This window comes from Aquirufa sp., from assembly GCF_964796385.1.
Map to the genome: position 1 here is coordinate 47,140 of NZ_CBAUBA010000004.1, position 21,247 is coordinate 68,386.

At 45.2% G+C, this 21,247-nt stretch carries 15 protein-coding genes and 2 tRNA genes; 6 read left to right on the forward strand and 11 right to left on the reverse strand.

The genetic code is table 11. The features are described 5' to 3' along the window. The first annotated feature begins 18 nt into the window (after window positions 1–18). From AC1W6K_RS02500 to AC1W6K_RS02515, 4 genes are read left to right on the forward strand one after another with little or no spacing between them, the layout of a single operon-like run. Window positions 19–3,129 (forward strand): serine hydrolase domain-containing protein, encoded by a 3,111-nt coding sequence (locus AC1W6K_RS02500; protein ID WP_481946310.1) that lies wholly within the window; start codon window positions 19–21, stop codon window positions 3,127–3,129. Continuing rightward, window positions 3,129–4,004: a TIGR01777 family oxidoreductase gene (locus AC1W6K_RS02505; RefSeq protein WP_481946311.1), complete on the forward strand. Its 876-nt coding sequence runs from the start codon at window positions 3,129–3,131 to the stop codon at window positions 4,002–4,004. The genes AC1W6K_RS02500 and AC1W6K_RS02505 overlap by 1 nt, the downstream gene beginning before the upstream one ends. Further along, window positions 3,997–4,578 (forward strand): LOG family protein, encoded by a 582-nt coding sequence (locus AC1W6K_RS02510; protein ID WP_481946312.1) that lies wholly within the window; start codon window positions 3,997–3,999, stop codon window positions 4,576–4,578. Before AC1W6K_RS02505 ends, AC1W6K_RS02510 begins: the two co-directional genes overlap by 8 nt. Continuing rightward, window positions 4,560–6,170 carry an OmpA family protein gene (locus AC1W6K_RS02515; protein ID WP_481946313.1) on the forward strand — a complete coding sequence of 537 codons (1,611 nt, stop codon included), beginning with the start codon at window positions 4,560–4,562 and terminating at the stop codon, window positions 6,168–6,170. Before AC1W6K_RS02510 ends, AC1W6K_RS02515 begins: the two co-directional genes overlap by 19 nt. Here the strand turns inward: AC1W6K_RS02515 and AC1W6K_RS02520 are convergent. The 5 genes from AC1W6K_RS02520 to AC1W6K_RS02540 all read right to left on the reverse strand — a co-directional run bounded on the left by AC1W6K_RS02520 (window position 6,165) and on the right by AC1W6K_RS02540 (window position 10,265). Further along, entirely contained in the window at window positions 6,165–7,319 is a 1,155-nt protein-coding gene (locus AC1W6K_RS02520; protein ID WP_481946314.1) for an AraC family transcriptional regulator, read from the reverse strand. The two genes, AC1W6K_RS02515 and AC1W6K_RS02520, sit on opposite strands and share 6 nt — an antisense overlap. A 61-nt stretch (window positions 7,320–7,380) precedes the next feature. Beyond that, window positions 7,381–8,382, reverse strand: a complete 1,002-nt coding sequence (locus tag AC1W6K_RS02525; protein ID WP_481946315.1) for a glycosyl transferase — start codon at window positions 8,380–8,382, stop codon at window positions 7,381–7,383. Window positions 8,383–8,514: 132 nt separating this feature from the next. Continuing rightward, complete coding sequence (locus AC1W6K_RS02530; RefSeq protein WP_481946316.1) at window positions 8,515–9,771, reverse strand: serine hydrolase domain-containing protein; 1,257 nt, start codon at window positions 9,769–9,771, stop codon at window positions 8,515–8,517. Window positions 9,772–10,061: 290 nt separating this feature from the next. Further along, window positions 10,062–10,147 (reverse strand) — tRNA-Leu (locus tag AC1W6K_RS02535). Between the two features lie 45 nt (window positions 10,148–10,192). After that, window positions 10,193–10,265 (reverse strand) — tRNA-Gly (locus AC1W6K_RS02540). Window positions 10,266–10,364: 99 nt separating this feature from the next. On the opposite strand from AC1W6K_RS02540, the gene AC1W6K_RS02545 reads away from it, so the two are divergent. Further along, window positions 10,365–10,835, forward strand: coding sequence for an Lrp/AsnC family transcriptional regulator (locus AC1W6K_RS02545; RefSeq protein ID WP_377983256.1), 471 nt, complete (start codon window positions 10,365–10,367; stop codon window positions 10,833–10,835). Here AC1W6K_RS02545 and tgt read toward each other — a convergent pair whose 3' ends face one another. Continuing rightward, window positions 10,836–11,969 (reverse strand): tRNA guanosine(34) transglycosylase Tgt, encoded by a 1,134-nt coding sequence (gene tgt / locus AC1W6K_RS02550; RefSeq protein WP_481946317.1) that lies wholly within the window; start codon window positions 11,967–11,969, stop codon window positions 10,836–10,838. It lies immediately after the preceding gene. A 209-nt stretch (window positions 11,970–12,178) separates the two neighbouring features. On the opposite strand from tgt, the gene AC1W6K_RS02555 reads away from it, so the two are divergent. Beyond that, entirely contained in the window at window positions 12,179–13,864 is a 1,686-nt protein-coding gene (locus tag AC1W6K_RS02555) for a hypothetical protein (RefSeq protein ID WP_481946318.1), read from the forward strand. A gap of 115 nt (window positions 13,865–13,979) precedes the next feature. Here AC1W6K_RS02555 and AC1W6K_RS02560 read toward each other — a convergent pair whose 3' ends face one another. The 5 genes from AC1W6K_RS02560 to AC1W6K_RS02580 form a co-directional block, all read right to left on the reverse strand. After that, the gene (locus AC1W6K_RS02560; RefSeq protein WP_481946319.1) at window positions 13,980–17,588 is read right to left on the reverse strand and encodes a PVC-type heme-binding CxxCH protein; all 3,609 of its coding nucleotides are present in this window, start codon (window positions 17,586–17,588) and stop codon (window positions 13,980–13,982) included. Window positions 17,589–17,591: 3 nt separating this feature from the next. Beyond that, a complete protein-coding gene (locus AC1W6K_RS02565; protein WP_481946320.1) occupies window positions 17,592–18,704 on the reverse strand; it encodes a Gfo/Idh/MocA family protein in 1,113 nt (370 codons plus the stop codon). Between the two features lie 106 nt (window positions 18,705–18,810). Beyond that, window positions 18,811–19,683 (reverse strand): DMT family transporter, encoded by an 873-nt coding sequence (locus AC1W6K_RS02570; protein WP_481946321.1) that lies wholly within the window; start codon window positions 19,681–19,683, stop codon window positions 18,811–18,813. Continuing rightward, window positions 19,684–20,760 (reverse strand): LptF/LptG family permease, encoded by a 1,077-nt coding sequence (locus AC1W6K_RS02575; RefSeq protein ID WP_481946322.1) that lies wholly within the window; start codon window positions 20,758–20,760, stop codon window positions 19,684–19,686. After that, complete coding sequence (locus AC1W6K_RS02580) at window positions 20,757–21,134, reverse strand: DUF983 domain-containing protein (RefSeq protein WP_481946323.1); 378 nt, start codon at window positions 21,132–21,134, stop codon at window positions 20,757–20,759. The genes AC1W6K_RS02575 and AC1W6K_RS02580 overlap by 4 nt, the downstream gene beginning before the upstream one ends. Between the last annotated feature and the right edge of the window lie 113 nt (window positions 21,135–21,247).

A 21,247-nucleotide genomic window follows, 5' to 3' on the forward strand; every position in this document is an offset into this window, starting at 1 on the left:
ACAGACTAATCAACACCTATGAGACGATTTTTTGCCGTATTAGCCTGCCTTTTTCTACTATTTTCGCTACCCGCTTTAAGCCAAAAAGACCTCTTCCCCCATACCAAATCCAAATGGGTAGACTCCGTCATGGCCTCACTAAGTGTCGACCAGAAAATTGGACAAGTGCTCATGCCCCGCGGAAATTCCAATCCCATCTACGATACAACGCGTCTTTTCGACATTATCCGCAACTACCACGTGGGCGGTTTCGTACTTTTTGCCGGATACCCAACGACCCAAGCCAGACTGGTCAATAAACTTCAGGCCATGTCTAAAGTGCCCCTTTTCATCGGCATGGACCTTGAATGGGGCTTAAATATGCGCCTCGATTCGACGGTTCGCTATCCCTACCAAATGACACTCGGGGCGATGCAAGGTAATGATGCATTGATCGAGAAAATGGGTTTTCAGATAGCCCAACAGTGTAAACGGATAGGCGTGCACATCAATTATGCGCCCGTGGTGGATGTGAATAATAATCCGAATAATCCGGTCATCAACTTCCGGTCTTTTGGTGAAAATAGAAATCAAGTCACCCAAAAATCATTAGCCTACATGCGAGGCCTTCAAAAAGGTGGCATAATTACGTCGGCGAAACATTTTCCCGGGCACGGTGATACCGGCGTCGATTCCCATTACGACATTCCGGTTTTGACGCACAACCGCGCGCGCCTCGATAGCCTGGAATTATTTCCCTATGCAGAGCTCATCGACAAAGGTTTGCAAGGTGTAATGGTGGGCCATCTAAGTATTCCGTCCCTCGATACCACCACGAATCTGGCGTCTACGATGTCCAAACCGATTGTCACCGGATTGCTCAGAGACCAATTGAAATTCCAAGGCCTTGTCTTCACAGACGCCATGGACATGAAAGGCGCCACCAAAATGTTCCCAGAAGGACAAGCAAATGTCAAAGCTTTTCTAGCCGGCAACGACATCCTCGAAACGTTTGTGGATGTTCCTGCCGCGTTTAATGCGATAAAAAAAGCACTCACCGACGGCGAAATTACGGAAGCGGAATTAGACGTGCGTGTCCGTAGAATATTAAATGCCAAAGCGTGGGCTGGCCTTGATCAATATCAACCCACCGAAATCAAGCAGTTGATTGAAGACCTGAATCCAATCAACGCTGAGATTCTGAAACGTACCCTAGCTGAAAAAACAGTGACCGTGTTGAAAAACCCGAAAGGCCTGATCCCAATTCGCCAATTAGACAGTTTGAAGATTGCCACCCTGGCGATCGGTAAAGCGAATTACGGATCCGTTTTCCCAACCGAATTCCAAAAAATGGCCCAAAACTACATGGAAATGGACCACTACTACCTCGACGAAAATTCGGTAGATAGCACCATTACGCATGTTGAAAACGCACTTAAAAATGTGGACGTTGTGCTCGTGGGTTTGCATGGTATCTCCTATCGCCCAGTCAATAATTACGCGATTAAACCAAAGATTCAATCGTTGGTCAGCCGCTTTGCTACTGAAAAAGCCATTTATACCCATTTTGCGAATCCCTTTACCTTCAAGTCATTTGAGAATTTAAACAAGACGGCCGGACTCGTTTTAATGTATCAGGATGGAATTGCCCAACAAGAAGCCGCGGCGATGGCGATTTTTGGTGGGATTTCGGCAGAAGGGAAATTGCCAGTGAGCGCATCTGCTGAGTATCCGGCTGGGATGGGCGTCATGACGCCTTCATTAGGCAGGTTGCAGTATCAAGTTATTCCGGAAGCGGTGGGTATTTCGAGCCAATTTCTATACCGAAAAGTTGACTCGTTGGCACAAAAAGCCATCGATATCAAAGGTGCTCCAGGTGCCGTTGTACTGATTGCCAAAGAAGGGAAAGTGATTTACCACAAAGCGTTTGGTACGCAAATTTACGAAACAAAAGAGCCGATGAAGACCAGTGATATTTTCGATTTGGCATCGATTACGAAAATTTCAACTTCAGTGCTAGCTTTGATGAAGTGGCAAGATGAAGGGAAATTCTCTGTGCAAACTACGATGGGAAGTTTGATTCCGGGTTTTGAAACGAGCAACAAAAGTGACTTAAAATACCTGGATATTTTGACGCACCAAGCACGCTTGCGGGCATGGATTCCGTTTTGGCAAGATTACGTGGATAGCACGAACATGATTTTACATAGTAAAAAATACCGCAAGCAGTTCGATGCAGATGCTTTTGTGAATAAATATGTGTTGAAATCGAATGCCGCGGAACGCTTAAAGCGCATCAAACAAAATCAAAAAGTGATGTGGGATACGTGTGTTGATCTGAAAAACGAGGTGACCCGCTGGAAACCACGCACGCTTTCTTATGCGGCTTCGGAAGAATATCCAACCCAAGTAGCGCCTAATCTTTGGGCACATCGCAGCACGGGAGCTATGATTGCGGAGGCGATCAAAAATTCAGCCTTGCGAGATAAGAAGGAATATGTTTATTCGGATTTATCGTATTATTTATTGCCGCAAATCTCCACGCGCATGACAGGAAAAACGTGGACGAATTATTTGTCGGATACTTTTTACAAACCGCTGGGCGCGAAAACGCTCGTTTACCAGGCAGAGAAACATTTCCCGTTGGCGCGCATCGTGCCCACCGAATACGATTCCCTCTTCCGCAAAACCTTGATCCATGGCAAAGTTCACGATGAAGGCGCCGCGCTTTTAGACGGGATTAGTGGCCACGCAGGTCTGTTTGGTAATGCAAATGACCTCGCAAAATTGATGCAAATGTATTTGCAAAAAGGCTATTATGGCGGCAGGCAATTTCTTGATGAAAAGACAGTTAAGCAATGGACTTCGTATCCATTCTCGATGGAGGAAAACGCCCGCCGCGGGATTGGTTTTGATAAGCCGGATCGTAAAAAGCCGGGTATTTCAGCTGCGGAATCTGCTAGCCAAGAGAGTTTCGGTCACTCAGGATTTACGGGAACATATACGTGGGTAGATCCCGCGCACGACATTGTGTATGTATTTCTATCCAACCGGGTATATCCAACGCGAAATAACAGCCGGATTTCCGATGCGAATATTCGGACAGGCATCAACGAAGTCATTTACCAGGCCATCAAAAAAGGAAATTAATGCACGTTCTCATCACGGGAGGAACCGGGTTTATCGGGCAGGCACTGCAAAAATACTTGGTAAATGCCGGCCACGAAGTGCGGATACTTTCGCGGAATTCGGGTTGGGATGTCGTGAATCAAATGATGGACCCGCACGTTTTAGATGGGATTGATGCCATTGTGCATTTGGCCGGCGCAGGAATTGCGGATAAGCGCTGGTCATCCGCGCGTAAAAAAGAATTAATTTCGTCGCGCGTAGATTCGACTCGACTTTTAGCGCACGCGTTGCGAACCGAAAAACATCAGGTGCATACCTTAGTTTCAGCTTCGGCAATTGGGTATTATGGTGCGGATTCAGGCCAAAAAACATGCGTGGAAACCACCGATTCGGGTACAGATTTTTTAGCAGAATGCACACGGGCATGGGAAGATGCCGTGGACGAAATCAAGGATTTACGTGTGGTGAAATTACGCATCGGCTTGGTCATGGAGCGTGATGGGGGAATATTTCCGGTATTGGCCCAACCGATTCGTCTGTTTGCAGGCTTTATATTAGGTACCGGAGACCAAGGTCAGTCGTGGATTCATCGGGATGATTTAGTCCGGATGTTTGCGCAGGCGCTGACGGACGAACGCGCTCAGGGCGTTTATAATGCGGTCGCACCGGAACCATTGACGCATGCGGCGATGACTCGGGAGATTGCGGGGGCGTTGCACCGACCTGTTTGGCGGCCGCATGCTCCGGCCTTCATGTTACGACTGATATTAGGAGAAATGGCTTGTTTGGTGACGGGCGGAAATTTTGTTTCGTCTCAAAAAATACAAAACGAGCTTGGTTTTACGTTTACATACAAACGCTTCTCGGAAGCGATTAAACAATTAGTGCATGTTTAAGAAGATTTTAGTGTATTGTGGGTCATCAAAGGGGCATAATGCGATTTATGAGCAGGAAGCGAAGCGCCTCGTACATGCGTTGAAACGCTATGATTGCGAGTTGATTTTTGGTGCAGGGAGTGTTGGTATTATGGGGGTTCTGGCGGATGAATATTTAAAAATTGGCGGTCATTGTGTTGGGGTGATTCCCTCGTTTATGGAACCGTGGGAAGTCAAGCATACCGGGATTCAAGAGTGTTTTGTCACGGAATCTATGCATGCGCGCAAGCAATTTATGGCGAATCGCGCGGATGGGGTAATCGCATTGCCAGGTGGATTTGGGACGTTGGACGAACTCTTTGAGATGTTGACCTGGAAGCAATTAGACTTACACCAAATGCCAATTTCCATCCTGAATACCAATGGCTATTACGATCATTTATTGGCTCAAATGCAGCACATGGTGGATGAAGGATTTTTAAAAGTGCCTAATTTAGAAGCTTTGCAGGTGGAGCAAGATCCAGATGTGTTGATCGACTGGATGATGGCTTATGAGCCAGCAAAAATGGAAAAGAAATGGATTTATCGCGGATAATTTGTGTGATTTTAGTGAGTGCGAGCACGATTTTCGCGCAGCAAAAACCGGAGAATTTGGGTTCTGCGATTAATAGTGACTACGCGGAATTAAACCCGGTGATGGCGCCAGATGGGAATACCTTGTTTTTTGGCAGGAAGAATCATCCGGCCAATAAGTACGGAACGCAAGGTTCGGAGACGGTGGCGGGTTCGCAGGATATTTGGTATAGCGAACGCGTAGGGGAAGCATGGTCCACGGCGCGACGCATGCCTGATGTGCTGAATCGCGATCAATACAATACCATTTTATCTATTTCGCCTGATGGCCAAACCATCTTGTTGAAAGGTTCGTATGTCAATGGAACCTATGAAACGCGTGGATTTTCTTTAGCGAAGAAACAGATTAGCGGTTGGTCCATTCCCGAGAAAATCAATATTCCCAATTACGAGCGGATGAGTAAAGGACTCAATGAGTACGCCTATTTGTCGATGGACGGGAAGACGCTTTTGCTCGCTTTTTCGGAGAAGAAGAAAAGTGACCGCGACGATATTTATGTGAGTTTTTTACAAGCGACTGGATGGACCAAACCCGAAAAATTATCGGATGCCATTAACTCCGAATACTCCGAAACGACGCCTTTTTTGGCTGCTGATGGGATGACGATGTATTTTTCTTCGGACCGACCGGGCGGACAGGGTAGTCATGATATCTACATGGCGAAGCGCTTGGGCCAGGGCTGGACATCGTGGAGAAAGCCGGTGAATATCGGACCGCCGGTGAATACGCCAGCGTACGATGCTTACTATACGTTATCTGCCAAAGGTGATTTTGCTTATTTTTTATCATCTACTGAAACGGGAAAGAAGGATATTTTTCGGATTGCGGTGGAGCCGGAGCCGGTCGTTGCTGCGGTGGCGAAAGAGGAGCCGATCATCCAACAGGATGTGAAGTCGAGTCCGCGCATTGCGTCATCGGAGACCTCGTCGGCCGTAGTCTTACTTTCCGGTAAAATTTTGAATGCGACGGGGACGGTGCCTGGCGGAGCATCTGTCGCCTATGAGGACTTAAAAACGGGTAAGATTATTGGCCAAGCCACGCCTGATCCATCTACGGGGCAGTATAAATTGGTCTTGCCTTACGGGATCAATTATGGCATTACGGCGAAGGCAGAGGGATTTTTGCCGAGTTCCTTGCACTTGGATTTAAGCCAAATGCGGGGACGTTATTTGGAATTAGATGATCGTGATTTGACGATGGTTCCGATTGCTAAAGGGTCAAGCATGACCATAAATAACTTGTTTTTCGAGTTGAACAAGGCGACCTTGACGCCAGAATCTGATCCAGAATTGAAGCGGATGGTGCAGGTGATGCAAGATAATCCGAGTCTTCGCATTGAAATTAGTGGGCACACGGATAATACGGGTACGGATTTAATTAATGATCGTTTATCGCAAGCACGTGCTGATGCAGTTCAAGCGTATTTATTGGCCGCCGGCGTTGCACAAACGCGTATTCAGTCAAAGGGATATGGGTCGAAGAAGCCGAAGGTTTCCAATGAAACAGAAGAGGGTCGTAGTCAAAATCGTCGGGTGGAATTTGCGATTTTATAGTGATTGGATTTTTTCGCGGTACTCGCCAGGTGAGCAACCTTCGATTTCCTGAAAGGCTGCATAGAAACGCGAGCGGGCGCTAAATCCAGATTCTAGGCCGATTCCTTCATAACTTAAGTAGTCATTTTCTGGATTTTCGAGAAGCTTTTTGGCATATGCAATGCGGTACTCAGATCGCATTTTAGGGAAGCCTTGTTTGAATATAAATCGAAAACAATAGGAGATGTGATGCTGAGGGACGTCTAGTTTTTGGGCTAAATCAGTCAAAGAAAACTCCGGATTTAAATAGGGCTTTTCTTCAACAATATATGTTTTTATTTGTTCGCCCAGATCGATAAATCTTTCCTCTAGATCAGAATCGAGTGTGATTTCTAGCGCCTCATTTGATTTGGTATTGAAATGAGGAAGTCCGTATAAAATTTGGGGGAAGATGAGTAGGAATATGCATATTGTAAAAAGTGTAAACGTCATGACATAGGTTGCCCAGTTCAATCTTATTAATGCGTTAGTGGGTTGATCGAAGAAGAAGCCAACGGTAAAATAAAGGTAGCAGGTAGTTGAAAAAAGAGTGATGAATAGAAAGGCAAATAGCCAGCGGAATGTAATGCGGTATTGAGGAGAAGATTGCGGCTGAGTTTGGCGCTGCTTAAATTGGTATAAGCTGTAAAGTGAATAAGTGGAATATCCCAAAAGCAGTAGCTGTCTCATCATAAAATTCACTTGTATCGGAACAATTTGGTCGATTTGATACGTTGGCAATGTGCTAAAATCTGCAATAATATTTTTAGCAAGCACTAATTTGTCCGAAAACGGCGAAAGAATATGAGGCAAGAGGCCGACAAAATTCAACCCAAACGGGATAAAATGCAGGGCATCTTTTGGGAGTAACTGAGCGGTATCTTGGATCGTCCCCCGTACATAAAAATAAATTAAAGGGCCAGCCGCAAGGTTTAAAAAGGCAAAGTTTCCGTAAAAAATGGCGAACCAAAATGGATCTTTTGCAATTGAAGTGTAATAATGGGTTACCGCGTACCAGGCAACTAAGAAAAGGAAACCGCCTAGGTAAATAGCCGTTTTGTTTTCATTCCAATTGTAAATCAGGAGAATGATGGAAAGGAACAATACGGTTATTGCAAAATATAAAAGCATAAATCTTTAGAACAAAACCTCTTACTTTATCAATTCTAATAAAAATGATTGGAAATTCAAATCAAACGTTCACAGAATCAATGAAATTAACAAGCCAGCGGAATGGCATGCTGGCGTATTTACGTACGCGCAGAAAGCGTTTTCGCGGAGCTAGGACTTCTGGTTTGATGTAAAAGCACGGGAATTTTTTGTATTCATGGTGCCCATTTTTTATAAGGGCTTGTGCATAAAAATCGAATAAGGAGGCCACATCGCCTTTTTCTTGGAAGGTATAGCGGTTCTGGTATTTCGAAATTTCACTCGGATTTTCAGGGGAGTATCCAGAGAAATGGAAAAAGATTAGCGGTGTATTTCCGTTAATTTCGTAAGGTTCTTGGTCGTTTGTAATCGTACGTTCATGTAAATTCCAATAGGCCATATTCAGGCCAAGGTGTCTGCTTACATACACATCATCGTAAAATACGGGCGCAAAATTGGCCCAGATTTGGTCCACGAACATGCCATTCGCTAGGTCAATGTAACAATGGTCACGCAGTCGATCTTTCCACCACGTCAAAAATTTTGCTGTATTTTCGGTACGGCGCGTTCCTAAATAACCTAGGTTAAAAATTCCTGTATTCAAGTGGTCGCGTTCTTGCGGTCTATTTTCGTCCGGATATGGACTTGTGATGTGTGGCGTTAGGAATAAACTAGTTGTCTTAAGGGCGTCCTCGATGATGGTCAAAGGTTGATAGACAATGATGTCTGGATCAAAATAATGCACTATTTCCGCCTCTGAGTACGTCGTGTAGACATATTCGAGGAAGAATGGCTTGACCGCAGTATTCAGTTCGGTGATGTTGTATTTAGCACACATCTGGTCCAAATCTTCAATCCCGATGGTATGTAGTTCGATTAATGGGTAGTTGGGCAATTGGCTTTTTTCGATGGCCGATTGGTCTAAGCGGTCCACGAGCCCGATCAAAAACTGATAATCTGGATTGTGCTTGAGGAGGGAATCACCAAGTGTTTTCGCCTGCGCGAGGTAGTTAATGGAACAAATGGTGATGACTATTTTTTGCATGCGTCAGATTATCAGTTACAAAAATACGAAATGTAAGTTGGAAATCGTTAGGGCTTTGGCGCTGCGACTACGCTGCCGGGGTTGAAGACCCCGGCAGCGTTTCCCCGCGCGCAGGCTGGCAGTCGCCAAGCCTTATTTTTTCAAACTACCGTAAATGATATTTTCGATTTTCGGAGTTATTTCGCTATGTGAATTTGGACTTTGCTGCGTCATGATGAGTACAATCATTTTCTCCTTTGGATCTGCCCAGTAGGTCGTTCCGTAGTATCCGCCCCAACTAAACGATCCCTCGGAGCGCATGCCCAAGAAAGAGGACCTTTTGGATGTTAGTGAAAATCCGAGGCTAAATAAATCTTTTTCGGTATTCGTGATTTCATATTGCGGGCTGAGCATAACTTCAACCGTTCTGCGTCCTAACAATTGCTTTCCGTTGTAAACACCGCCATTTAGCAACATTTGTAGAAAAATCGCATAATCAAACGCCGTTGACGAAAGTCCCGCACCACCGGAAAAATATTCTTTTGGGAAAAGCGGATAATTTGGATCCAGGTTGCGGAACGTTGGCGCCCACGGAATAACTTGCTTGTTGGCATCTTCCGTATACACCTTCGGCATGCGTGCGGCTTTTTCTAATGGAACTGTAAAATACGTATCCTTCATGCCGAGCGGCTCGAAGATTTGGGTATTGAAATATTCTTCCAATGTCTTCCCAGAGATGACTTCAATTAGGCAACCCAATAAATCTGAATTTAGTCCATAGGTGAATTTTTCACCCGGCTGGTGCACAAGCGGCAATCTCCCCAAGGCCTTCATTTTGTCTAGCAATTGTGAGTTAATATTTCCTAAACCAGAAGGAATGCCGGCTTTCGCGTAAATGGCTTTCATTTTGTCGGATCCAATGGCGGGATAATCGATGCCGGAGCGGTGCGTCAATAAATCGCGAATCGTGATTTTACGTTTGGCGGGTTCGGTCGTGTAGCTGGAATCCGCGGAATTGAAATCTTTTAAGACGGTTTGATTTTCGAATTCGGGGATAAAATCAGAAACGGGCTGATCTAAACGCAAAAGTCCTTGTTCGAATAATTGCATGATGCCAAAGCTCGTGATGGCCTTCGTTTGGCTCATAATGCGGTAAATGGCATCCGCAGGCATCGGTTTTTTATTTGCTACATCTGAATAGCCATGTCCCTTGTAGTAAACCACTGCATTGTCCTTGACGATGAGTGTTCCAGCGCCGGCTAACCACCCTTTGGCTACATATTCGTTCATGGTTGAATCGATTAAGGCCAAACGTTTATCATCCATTTGCGGATGAGATTTCTGAATCGGAGAGAGGATTTGGGCTGATGCACTGGCAATGCTCAGGAGGAAAAATAAAAGAGTTCTCATTTGGTTTGTTAATTATACCGCAAACTAACAATTGTGAGGGGGACTTGCAAATAAACATTAGACGCTGGACTCTGGACGCTGGACGTTTGATATTTAGCCTCTCACTCATCGTCTAATGTTCAGAGTCTAGCGTCCAGCGTCTAGTGTCCAACATCTAACGTCCAGCGTCTAACCTCTAGTGTCCAACATCTAGCGTCCAGCGTCTAGTGTCCAACATCTAACGTCCAGCGTCTAACGTCTATAAACAAAAAACCTACTCAGTTTCCTAAGTAGGTTTTCGTCGATTAATGTACCTGGGATGGGAATCGAACCCACACGAGCGTTTCTGCTCACAGGATTTTAAGTCCTGCGTGTCTACCAGTTCCACCACCCAGGCAGCCCTGTAAAACTTAAAAGCACCCAGAGGTGCCTTCTCGTTTTGAGCGAAAGACGGGGTTCGAACCCGCGACCTCGACCTTGGCAAGGTCGCGCTCTACCAGCTGAGCTACTTTCGCGTTTTGTGGGTACAAAAGTAGAACCTTAAAGTTATTTATGCAAGGGAGAAGCGAAAAAATCCTCAAAAAATCTTTAGTTTTGTCTTTTAAAACCAACAAATGAGCATCAACAAACTTGACCAAATCGACCATAAATTATTGGAGATTTTACAGCAAAATGCGAAAATTACGAACGCCCAATTATCCAAGGAAGTAGGCCTTTCACCGGCACCTACCCTGGAGCGGGTTAAGAAATTGGAGTCGCTCGGAATCATTCAAAGTTATCATGCTCAAGTAGATAGAGATAAAGTTGGCCTAGGCGTAAGCACCTTTGTAACAGTAACCCTCACAGGACATAAAAAGCAAGTGACGGAGTCATTTGTCCAACAAATCAACCTGATTCCGGAAGTGATTGAATGTCACCACGTGACCGGTTCTGGAGATTTTATGTTGAAGATTATTTCAAAGGATATATCGACGTACCAAAAATTAATGTTGGAGAAAATCAACGAAATCGAGGAGGTTGCGGCAACATCCACGATGGTCATTTTGTCTAGCTTTAAAGAAAGTAAGGTATTGCCTATTCCGTGATTATAGGCGCTGGCTGAATTGCGGAACCACGCGGTTTTTCCACGCCGTAAACGTGCCTGCCTGAATCTCCTTGCGGGCTTCACCCACCATCCAAAGGTAGAATCTCAGGTTGCAAACACTCGCAATCATCGATCCAAGCATCTCCTCGCAGCGAATTAAATGCCGCAAGTAGGCTTTCGTATACTGCCCATGTAGTCCATCAGCAAATTGCGGATCAATCACCGAAAAGTCATTTTTCCACTTTTCATTGCGGATATTAATCGTACCCTGACTCGTAAATATCATTCCATTGCGTGCATTGCGCGTGGGCATCACGCAATCAAACATGTCAATGCCCAACGCAATTCCCTCCAAGATATTCGCCGGCGTACCCACACCCATCAAATAGCGGGGCTTGTCTTTAGGTAAAATATCCGTAACCTCATCGGCCATTTGGTACATATCTTCAATCGGTTCCCCCACCGATAATCCTCCAATAGCATTGCCAAAAGCGCCTTTTGACGCAATATATTCTGCTGAAATTTTTCGTAAATCTGAGTATACACTTCCTTGAACGATCGGAAAAAGCGTTTGCTCATAGCCGTACTTTGGCTCGGTCTCGTTGAAACGTGTGATGCAACGATCCAGCCACCGATGCGTCATGTTCATGGAATTGCGCGCGTATTCGTAGGTACACGGATAAGGTGTACATTCGTCAAATGCCATGATGATATCCGCGCCAATGGTCCGTTGGATATCCATCACACCCTCCGGACTGAAAAAGTGCGAGCTTCCGTCCACATGCGACTTAAATTTGACACCTTCATCCTTGATTTTTCGGCCTGTACCAGCCAAAGAATAGACTTGATAACCACCTGAATCGGTCAAAATAGGCTTGTCCCAACCGTTAAATTTATGTAGGCCACCTGCCTGTTCAATGATATCTAATCCTGGACGCAGGTATAAATGGTAGGTATTTCCGAGGATGATTTGAGCTTGAATTGGGTCATGTAATTCTGAAATATGGACTGCTTTGACGGTCCCCGCAGTTCCCACCGGCATAAAAATGGGCGTCTCAATGACCCCATGATCCGTATGTAGTTTCCCCGCTCTCGCCTTCGAGTTTGGGTCAAATGTCTCAATGTCAAATTTCATGCGGCAAAGGTACGAAAGATAGTCGCAAGTCGCTAGTCACTAGTCGACAGTCCGAAGGCAAATAGTCCGAAGTCGCAGTAGTCAGTAACTAGTCGCCAGTCATCAGTCCCTCTCTTCTCTTACTTCTCACTTCTTACCTCTCACCTCTAGATAATTATATTTTCATATCTAGCCGTTATAACGTAATTTTGTCATTCCACAAAAACCGCATGTCACTCACTCGTTCTAAAGCATTTCCATACGCAGTTGCCCTGCTTCCAATCGGATTGTTTTTTGCAATGTTATATGGATTTACGCCAAACATATTCTGGCTAGACGATATCGAGGCGGTACTCCTTTTACATAATTGGAATTTATCGCCCGATTGGCAGCAACGGTTTCAGATGGTGTGGTTTCCAAATAATGAACACCGGATTGTCATATTGAAAATTTGTGTGCTTTTACTTTCAGTTTTTGGGGGAGTGATTAATTTTAAATGGTTATCCATTCTAACATATCTGTATTTAATCCCACTTTTTCACCTCTTTTGGAAGGTTATTCCTGCCCCAAATTCCAAGAAGATTTACTTCTTTTTACCTATTCCTTTCTTGTTTTTGAACTTGCAATGTTCATCAGCGATCTTCTGGTTTATCCTGACTTTTCAGCGCAATTTGGTGATTGGTTTTGGACTTATAGGAATCTACTATTTGGTCAAAGGGAAGCGATCAGGGACTATCATGGGTATTTTAGCCATTTTTCTGGCGTGCTTATCCAATTCCGACGGTCTACTTTTTATGTTAATCGCATCTTTTGTTTTTGTTTTGAAACGTGATTGGAAAGCACTGGGGTTTTGGGTCTTAGGAAGTGGTATTTTTATGAGTCTGTTTTTTATTAAAAATCCAGCCTCCAATTTGATCGCTCAAGGGCTCACATACTTTTTTGCGTACCCCTTAGAGTCCCCTCAGGCGTTCTTTATTTTACTAGGAAGCTTCATTGATTTTTGGGAGGGGGATAGTTATCCGTTCCGACTCATCATTACATTTTGGGCGGGAATTGTAGTTTTCATTAGTATTATTGTAGGGCTCTGGTTCGGTTTTCAGCGCTATATGATTCCATTTTATAAGCAACCCATTCATACATTAGACAAACCTACGCGCAGTGCAGCCGATATTTACCTATTTTTAGTTTTGGCATTCATTTACTGCCTATGCAATGTGGCCATGCTGAGCATCTTACGTACCCAAAACGGCTTGTTTTCTTTCCTTATTGGTAACCATAAGATATTCTCGCTCCTCGCCATTACCTTGCTTTATTTACTTTGGCTTTTGTTAAAACCAACCAAGGTCTACCTATATAGTACGTTGGCTTTTGCCATTATTTTTTGGACCGTGTCAATCATCTCCTACCAGCCGCGCGTTAAGGCTTGGTATGAACAACGCGTTGCGGGCTTGTATAATTTGACCACCAACCACTATGGCCTGGGATTTGGAATTAAAGAAGACAGGCAATTTGGCATAACGGCTAAAATCAATGCATTAATCACCGGATCATCGTATTTCCCGCCCAATTACCTTAAAAAATTACTCGCGCTAAGCACGTGGCCTACCCAAAAAGAAGGTGAAAAATTTGATATCACGGGGCAAAAAAATGGGGTGTTTCATCTACAAATTGACGAATCTCCGTTACTTCGACATGAATATTATGGCGTACTCGTAAACGAAAAAGGGGTCGCACATCCTACGGAGGGGCAGTATCGGGTTTTCACCAACTACCCTCATTTGGCATGGTTTAGCGAGGTAGTTGTGAGTTATAAATTTCAAGTTGCCAATATGCCTCCAGGTAAATATCGATTCTACTTAGCAGATGCCAATGCCCAAAAAATGTGGCAATCGAATTATTACCTAGTTATTCAGTAGTTAAAGATCAGTCCGCAGGCAAATAGTCCGAAGTCGCAGTATTCAGTGATCAGTCATCAGTCGCCAGTCGTTAGCGCTTACCAATGTCTAACGTCTGACGTCTAATGTCTAAAGTCTAGTTCTCTACTTTCATCACCCCATTCATGATCCGCCAGTGCCCCGGGAACGTACACAAGAATGGATAACTACCCGGCACAGTCGGTGCTTTGAAAACGATTTTCGCACGGCCATCCGAATCAACTAGCGGTGTATATGCCAAAATTTCTGGCATCGACGGGATGTAATTTTTCGCTACGCCATCCGCTGCTGTGATCATTTTGTCAGCGGCTAAACCAATTTTTTCTTGACTTCCCAATGCACCCAACACCCAGTTGTGCTGCATCGCATCCACATTTTCGAATATCAATTCCACCGTCGCACCCGCTGGTACCGTGAATTCAGCCGGGCTATATTTCATTTCCTCTTTGATCGTTTGGATGACCCGACGAATCACCACGCCCTTCGTTGCAAGCGTCGGAATTTCTACTTTCCAAGAGCTAGCCAAACGCTCCCACGCATCGATTTGCTGCGGCTGTAAGTTGGCACCTAATTGGATAAATGCCGACTTCGAATTGTCACTCAGATCAGCTACCCGCTTGGCATTCCAAGTTCCCGCCGCGCCTTTAATCGCCGCACCCATGGCAACACCCGATTTATTTTGAATCAAAGTAAGGTGATCCATGACCTCATTGGCAGTCCAACTAACAGCCCCGGCACGGAAGATTTTTTCCATCATATAGGCATTCAACGACGTATTGGCATTGACCGTAATGGCTTGTCGGTACGTATTATTCGCCCGATTTGATTCACCCAAAACCGCTTTGGTATCGAGGTTAATTTCCATCACATAATTACCAGCAGATTCTGCGGTCCAACCTAAATTGCCGACCCATGGACCGTTGTTGTTTTTTACAATCGATACTGTTTCTCCCGGCGCGACACCATCCACAAATGTGTACGATTCCAGATCAATTCGTGTGCCCATGCCCTCAATTTTAACGGTTAATGGAACCGGAGTACCTTTGGTGATTGCCTTGTCTCCCCGGTTTTTTACCCGAATTACAAAGGGAGAACTTTCACGCAAACGGAAGGTTCCACTTTTAACCTGGACCTCTTCCACGACTAAATCAAGCCCAACTTGCGTGCCTTCTACCGAAGGATTTTTCAAGTCTTTCGCTAATTTTTCAGCGACAACTGCGGATGCTTTTGCACCTTCTGAAGTGATGAAAGATTTGATGCGTGATTGATTTGCCGACATCATCCAGGCGGTTAGCGCGTCTGGGATCCAACGGTCCGTTGACGTTTGAGATTGTGCGATTTTTTGTACCATCGCTTTTTCCACGGCCGGACTCGTAGGCATTTCGATCAAGGCCAAAATGCTGTTCAATACCACCAAAGAGTCTTTATCATTCAATAAACCATTTGTCAAAATCGCTTTTGCGCCTGTTTCTGTCCGAGGCAATACCTGAACCGCTTGTTTGCGAACTGCTGCACTTGGGTGTTTAAATGCGTTTGTGACAACTGAAAGCGGCAAGGCACCCAAACCTTCTAATGTTCTTAGTGCATGAATCGCACCCGGTGCTAAGCCAATCTCGTCTGTTTTGGCTGTTTGGACTAGCTTAATTAAGGCAGGAACCACGTCTTTATTGCCGCGCTCCACCAATAATCGTTGAGCCGTTAAGCGCCAAAATAAATTCGAATTCGATAATGCATTGATGCAATTCTCTGAAGTACTTAAATCTACAGGCACGTAGACAGGCGCTTGGTTATACCCCACGCGGTAAATACGACCATGCGTAAAATCACGTAAATCTGTGTCATATGCATTTCCCATTCCATTCTTAAATCCTTGCGGAACCGGGTTGTGCTGAATGATATAGGAATACCAGTCGGCCACCCAAACGGCGCCGTCCGGGCCAACTTGCGCAAATACGGGTGATACCCACTCATCTGCTCCGGCTAAGAAATTAAAGGCTTCTTTGTCGTTGAAATCGGAACCTGTTTTGACTTGATTGTTTTGATGAATCACGTGGCCAGTTGGCTCTGAAACGAAGGCAATTTGATTCCAATATTTCTTCGGAAATGAACGCGCCGTGTAAAAATTATGACCTGCTGCGGCTGTATATCCACCAAATACGTCCACTTGGCGCACCTTTTTCGTAATCGTCCGCATGTCTTTGTGCGTATCCGTATTTTTCGAACCGTTTAAGGACATCGGCGCACGCCATATATTCCGGTGCGGAATCGCCATGTACCAACCATGCGCATTGTTGGCCGTCGACCCAAACACATCACCTTCCTCATTGAAATCAAAACCCCAGGTATTGTTTGACGTCGTAGTCATGTGTTCCATTTTAGAACCATCGGGTTTGAAACGGAAAAATGCCTGGGCGAATTGCAGTGAATCAGCACCCACTTTCCCTTTGTATCCAGAATAACCCACGGCACCCCAAATCCAGTTGTCGAAACCATAATGTAAATTCGATGGGCCCGCATGTGTATCTCCCGTGCCAAAGCCCGTGAACAATATTTTTTTCTCATCCGCTTTGTCGTCACCATCGGTATCCTTTAAGAAAACCATGTGCGGAGCTTGCGAAATAATCAAACCGCCATTGGCGAACACCATACCCGTTGGGATACTCAAACCATCTGCCCATTTGGTAAATTTATCCGCTTTTCCGTCGTTATTTGTGTCTTCGCAAAGGAGGATATAATCGCTACCGCCGGACTCTTTACGCTCGTTCGGGTAGTCTTTGGTGATCAAAACGTATAGTCGGCCTTTCGCATCCCAAGCCATGGCAATCGGGTGCATCACGTTCGGTTCAGATGCGAAAACTTGCAAATTAAAGTCGACAGGAACCTGAATAAACTTCACAGATTCTTCGGGTGTCAAGGGCAATTGTTGCATTTGAGGGCCCTTGCGTTTTTCGTAATTAGGCAAACGAGCCTCGCGATATTTCAATTCAGGAAGCTTCAATGCAGCCAAAATCGCCCGTTTTTCAGCGCCCACCGCATGCAAAATTCCTTGCGTCACTAGATCTTGAAATCCTTCAGTCTCCCATGTGCGCTCGTCGTGGCCATAGGCCGTGTAAAACACGTTCCCTTTTCCGTACGTGCGTGTCCAGGTATATGGTTCCGTGGTTGCGCCCGGTTTATCTTTGGCTTGCTCAGGTCCTAAAATTCGATTTTGCCAAATAACATTGTCGGCCTGCAATTGACTATGCAAATACGTTTCGTCGACCGTTTTGATGTTTACCTGCGTGTTCGCCACATTTTTCACGCGAATTGAATCCATGCCATGGCGCCAAAACTGCCCGCCCACCATCTTCACAAATTCCTTCGAATTTCGGAAGTTGAATGAAGCGCAGTGGATTGCGACAAGTCCGTGGCCGCCTGCAACGTAGGCAAGTAACGCTTTTTCTTGTGGCGCTGCGATCGAATCGTGGTTTGCGAAAATGACTAATGCGTCAAATTTGTTCAAATACGCCGTATTCAAGTCTTTGATGGATTCCGTGTAGGTGACGTTCATGCCTTTTATGCCCACTGCCGACTGCAATGCTGGGTAGCGATCGAAGGGTTTGTGGTGGCCTTTGTCACCTAAAAATAGGAGTTCGAGGCGGCGAGCGGTTTGGGCTTGCAACGTTAATTGGGTCAGTAAAAGGCAGGCAATTAGGTATAAACGCATGGCTTAGAATTTAGGAATTTCAATAATTTTTCCACCTTGTAGGGCAGATTCGTGGGCTAAAATACCCACGGATGTCCAGTTCGCCGACTGCGGTGCGTTCGGGAACGGGTCGCGATCAGCGGCTAGGGCTTGTAAAAATTCATTGACAAGATGTGGGTGTGAACCACCGTGGCCACCACCTTGCGTAAAGGAAAGGTGCGTATTTTCATCTTCGTCGTACACGCCTTTTGTGGTGAATCGTTGGATTTCTTCTGGTAAGTAATGCGCGAAATCGGGCGTAGGTACTTTGCTTGGGATTTCGGGCTCTGGTTTTTTGGCCGTATGAATGACTAATTCTTCACCTTCGATTAAAGGCCATTCAACTGATTTTTGGGAACCGTATACTTCGAAACTTTCGCGGTATTGGCGGGCTACGTCAAATAAGGAACGGTAAACCATTGCGCTTAGGTCAGAATCGCGGAATTTAATGTGTGCGGATTCCACGGCGAATGGCGAATTGTAATGTTGGATTAATTCCTCGCGGATTGTTCCGGATCCAAAGCATGATACGTATTCTGCTTCGAGTTTTAATAGACCAGCAACTGGGCCAACGCAGTGTGTCGCGTAGTGCATCGGCGGGAGACCTGGCCAGTAATCCGGCCAACCGTCCATGTCTTGTTGGTGCGAAGCCTTCAAGAATTGAACTTTCCCCAACTCGCCTTTTTCGTAAAGTTCCTTAATGTATAAAAATTCACGGGCGTAGACGACCGTTTCCATCATCATGTATTTTTTGCCCATGCGTTTGCTGGCTTCAACAATCGCTTTGCACTCTTCAACCGAAGTTGCCATCGGAACGGTGCAGGCTACATGTTTTCCGGCGTTTAGTGCTTTGAGTGTTTGCTCGGCGTGTAGGTGAATGGGCGAGTTAATGTGGACGACGTCGACATTCGGGTCTTGGATTAATTTTTCAAAATCCGAGTAGCGGGTCGCGATTCCATAAGCTTCACCGATTGAGTTAAGTTTATCCTCATTGCGCTGGCAGATGGCATACATATTTGCCAAAGGATGTTTCAAATAAATCGGGATAAATTCCGCCCCAAATCCCAAGCCAACGATGGCAATATTGTATTTTTTCATAGGTCTAGTTTCCGAAGCGATCAGCTAGCTTTGCCAATCCTCCAAGGTTTGGCAAAGCTAAGGGGTAGGGAGGATTTTTCCTATGGGTTATTGACCCGGAAACTGATTATTTTTTCTTGAGAAAAGGGTGGGCCATGACCGTTAAAACCAATAAACCTGTACCCCAATAGAAACCGGGGTGCATGATTTCTTTTTGGCCAAAAATGAAGACGGCGAGCAAGATGCCGTACACGGGCTCCAACGTAATCACCAGATTAATCGAAAAAACACTAAAAACCTTATACAAATGAATCGTTTCCGTGTACGCATACACCGTGCAAACAACCGCTAAAATGCCTATCCAGAGCCAATCCAGTCCCAGTGGCACAAAACCCATAGCCCCCGAACTTAATCCATACATCCAAACCAACCCTGTCATGGCACCCGCCGCAGCCATCTCGTAAACCGTAATTAATTTAGGATCATGCGAGTGCGTGTAATTTCCATTAATCACCGAAAACAGCGCTCCGAAAAAACCAGATCCGATACCCATCACCAATCCGAGCCATTGGCCGGGTTGAAAAGAAAAAATAATCGCTAAAGCGACAACCACAATCAACCCTAGCAACACCTCGATCCAAGCGATCTTTTGTTTTTTAGCAATAGGCTCCAAAATGGAAGTCCAAAAAGTCTGGGTGGAAAGCCCTGCGAGACACATGGCGACGGTGGAGACTTTGGCAGCGCCGAAAAATAACAGCCAATGTGCGGAAATAAACACCCCATTTAGCAGCCACACCCTCCAGACATCACGCTTAACGCGAAATGAGGTTTTGGAGAAATATAAAATTCCAGCTAAGCCCACCGCCGCAATCACACAACGAAAAAACACAATCGTCAGCGCATTCGCATGCGTCGCATTGCCTAAAATCGCCGTGAACGCGTACAGGATAACGATAAAGTGAATTTTAAAATAATCAAGAAGTTGGGGTGCTTGTTTCATTTACCTCGGAATCGTGTAATATAAACCCACACCCACCGCGGAAAACACCAGATTCGGGAGCCATACGGCAAGCATCGGTGGCATGCCGCCCCCTTCCGCAATCCCTTTACTCATCATGAAAAACAAGATATAAACGAATGCCAAAGAGAAACCCAGCGCAATCTGAAATCCCACGCCACCACGCGCCTTCCGCGCAGAAACCAAGAAACCGATAATCGTCAAAATAATCACCGAAAACGGGTTCGCAAACCGTAAGTATTTCTCGATCAAAAACACTTCAATCCCATCCGCACCCCGCGACCGAACCAAATCGATATGTCGGTTCAGCTCTGGCAACGTAAATGTCTCGTGCAATAAGTGTTTATTCTGAAAATCTTTGGGTAATAAATTGAGTGTGGTGTCGATTTTGGTACCGTAAACGAGCGCGTTCCCACTACCGGAAAGGGTACGAATGCGGTAATCGTGTATGGACCATTTTTTGGCGACGGAATCCCAGGTGATGCGGTCCGACATTAATTTTTGCTTGATCTCATTGTCGGCAATGCGCTCCAAACTAAACCGATAGCCTGTATTTGAATTATTGTCGTAACTCTCAATGTAGGCGTACACATCGGGCCCAATTTTAATGTGCACATCGCGTTTGTCAAAATAATACGTACCGTTAATGTACTCGTGTTCGAACGGAACGCGGATTTTGTTGGCATTTGGGACGATCCAACCGATCATCACGAAGGTACCTAAGGCGATGATGGAAGATCCGATAATGTACGGACGCATCAAGCGCGGAAAGCTAATTCCAGAGCTTAAAATTGCGATAATTTCGGTTTTTGAGGCCATCCCCGCCGTGAAAAAAACAGTCGCAATAAACACCATGAGCGGACTAATGTAATTCGCCCAATACGGAATAAAGTTCAAATAGTAATCGAAGATAATGGCTCGAAATGGAGCCTCTTTTCGAATGAAATCATCGATTTTTTCGGTGTAATCGATGACCATCACGATCAATACAATAAGAAAAACCGCGAAGACATAGGTCTTCAAGAATTTTTTCAAAATGTACCAATCGAGTATTTTCATTTATTAGGACGGTAGGTGACGCCTGAAAACAAATGTATAAAAATCACTCGGGAAACACGGAAGTTCGCCGGAACCAAAGCCAGTGAAATCAGCGTAATTGGTATCACGTAACCCATCGCATCTGGGTCGTTAAAAAAATTATAAATAACGAGACCTCCAATCAGCATGATACCTACTGTAAATGCATAGGAAATGTACATGGCGCCGTAGAAAAATCCGGGTTCTACCTCGTAACGCATGCCGCATTCCGAACATGTATCCTCCATTTGGGCAAAATTGAAGATATTCCACCATTTGAATTTGAATAAACGGCCTTCGCGACATTGAGGGCAACGGGCATTAATGGCTGCCTTTAAACCTGATGAATTTGGCATAATTTAGGGGTAAAATATGGGCCAAAGGTAAAGAAAAATAGAGGATTATTCGTAACAAAGGTCACGGTCCGCGGGCTTTTTGTATCTTTGCGACAAACTAAAACTTATTATCT